This is a genomic window from Pseudomonas sp. E315 (genome assembly GCF_055406205.1).
This window is the reverse complement of record NZ_JBUZPJ010000034.1, coordinates 1-2,254: the sequence shown is the minus strand read 5'-3', so window position 1 is coordinate 2,254 and position 2,254 is coordinate 1. Positions and strand designations below refer to the sequence as shown.

Genomic DNA, 2,254 nt, shown 5'->3' with positions numbered 1-2,254 from the left:
GGCTACTCCTCTTGGGTTGGTGATTGCTCGCACAACCATCAAACCCGGTAGCCCCGTTCTTTTTCAAGAGGGGTGTCAGATCAAGTCGGGACTTCTACACATAAGTGACCGCTTTGAGCTTGCCACGACCATCAGGACGTCCGATTCGCGAAACACCCCTATGGAAGGTACGCGTCAATTGGCGCGTCGACGCGGTTTTGCGCACGCCCCTCGCGCACCTGATTAAAGCGCCCTCTGGTATCCAGTGTTTGGGCAGTACCATCACGGCTAGACCGAGCGCTATTCGCGTCATAAGATCTTGCTGATCTGTCCACGGTGAAGGGAGGATCTAACCTCCGTGGATAACAAAACCATCGATGAACGAACTGGCACATGCGACGTGTGTTTACCTTGTGAGTGTTGCCTCAGCAGCAGACTGCTCACGATCCCAATCCTTCCAAGCGTTCTGCTCAGCCATAAACCGCTCTGGACACACCACCCTAGAACGAATCAGGTGTTCATCACTCGGCTCTGCAGAAAAAACATACCGGTCTGCATGCTCGATGATGACTCGCCGCATAAATTGGGCGGTTTGACGATCTACCGTAGTCCCTCGCACCCTTGGTCGGTTGCCAACACATGTGTAAAGCAGATGCTTTGGGCTCAAGGGCAGAAGAATGTCTCCATTTTTGACCTTCCAGCCTCCGCCAAAATCGTACCTTTCAGGACCATGAAAATTGAGCCTAACAAGCGGGTTGTCACTCGTAGGCCAATTTAGACCCGGGGGCGGTTTTAGAATCGTCCAACCTTCCATTGGTATCTTTTTAATAGTGTCTGTCAGCAAACGTCGTATGTTCCACAACCATAATCGACGGCCCAGGACTGTTTGGGCTTGCAGCATCCCACTTCCGTCAGCCTGACGATCAACCATCAAATTTATCGGGAAACTCTCTGACTCAATATCAGGTGGCTGCGGCAAAGAGCGCCCTTCCGAAATCGCGAGCTCTAGCTCAGCAACTGAATGCTCCAGTGTCTCGCTAAACAACTGTTGAAGCGATTGAGACTGACGCGCGACAAATTCTCTGTAGCGAGCAGGTGTTCTTACGTCTTGGGCCATAGCAAAACGAATCAGCGTCCGCCACTGGCAGGACGAGAGTCTCTCCTCACGGATCACACGGCTGATCACTTCTTCCGCTGGCGCCTCAAACTCCCTATCATGCCACCGCTCGATCTCGTCCGTTTGCTCGCCGCCGACAAAATAATTGTAGAGGTGCTCCTGATAGGCAATACCTTTCAGGAAGTGCTTTTTCCAAAGTGGAATCTTTTCATTTGGGACCAACAAACGATAGGTATGAATTTTTCCAGCCGTAGCCCACTGTTTTAGGTAAAGCTTAGGTACATAGTGATTGTCCTTGTGGATCTGCTGCATTACTCCACTCCTCACGGTTTTAAACACACTGATATACGTCACTTTCTCATCGTTGGTTTTTGGATCAGGTCTTACTCTTACGGAAAAGCCTTCCCGCAGGTCTGTCGTTAAGAGTCTGCCATTTTTTCGCGCAGTGGTTCACGCACATCCGTCGAGCATCTGGTCAATGCGCGAAGCCCTCCACAGGTAGGGTTTCACGCCCCCTTCACGCAGCATATTCACGCACTGGACCGCGTGATGCCCTGGCAGCCCGCAGATGCTCAAGCCTCAGCAACGGCCTCTGGACTGCGCAGTTACTGCGCAGTTACTGCGCAAATTGCGCACGGCAAGTACGCAGATCGGTACGCACGGTGGGAACGCATTCGGGTGCGTACTGGCAGCAGGTTCGCGCGTGGGTTCGCACTTCTGGTTCGCAATCCCCAAGGCGCGAACCGCGAACCAGCCTGCCAGTAACCAAGCGCTCCAAGGTCGTTCGTGAGCCATTCAGGATTCGCTCGAAACGCTTAGTAGGGCCCATCGTCAAAGCTTCGTTCGAACGGCGGGCTGATCTCACGAACAGCGGGGCAAACTGCAAGCCTGCGCGCAAAGTAGTAATCACTCGCCCGTGCCATGGCTGCTTGATTTATTGCAGCGACTTGATCGCGGGTTAGGACCGAGTCGGGCAGATCAGCCACAATTGCGATTCTGGGTGAAACGGGAACTATCATCATATCGTCGAAAGAATCCGGAACGATAAACTCGTCAGAGGGTAATCCCCCCATTTCTAATACACGTCAGAAATAGAGGTCAGGCCACCAGGGCCAATTTCTGTTTAGGGGTGATGCCGCCGAGGGCCATATTCGGACG

General features: G+C 52.9%; 2 protein-coding genes. One reads left to right on the top strand and one right to left on the bottom strand.

Annotated elements, in window-relative coordinates; translation table 11 throughout:
- The coding region (locus ACZRJQ_RS21995; RefSeq protein WP_463980362.1) for a hypothetical protein at positions 1-226 on the top strand (226 nt) is incomplete at its 5' end.
- 159 nt (positions 227-385) lie between these two features.
- On the opposite strand, the gene ACZRJQ_RS21990 is transcribed toward ACZRJQ_RS21995, so the two are convergent.
- A complete protein-coding gene (locus ACZRJQ_RS21990) occupies positions 386-1,408 on the bottom strand; it encodes a DUF4238 domain-containing protein (protein ID WP_463980361.1) in 1,023 nt (340 codons plus the stop codon).
- Positions 1,409-2,254: the final 846 nt, after the last annotated feature.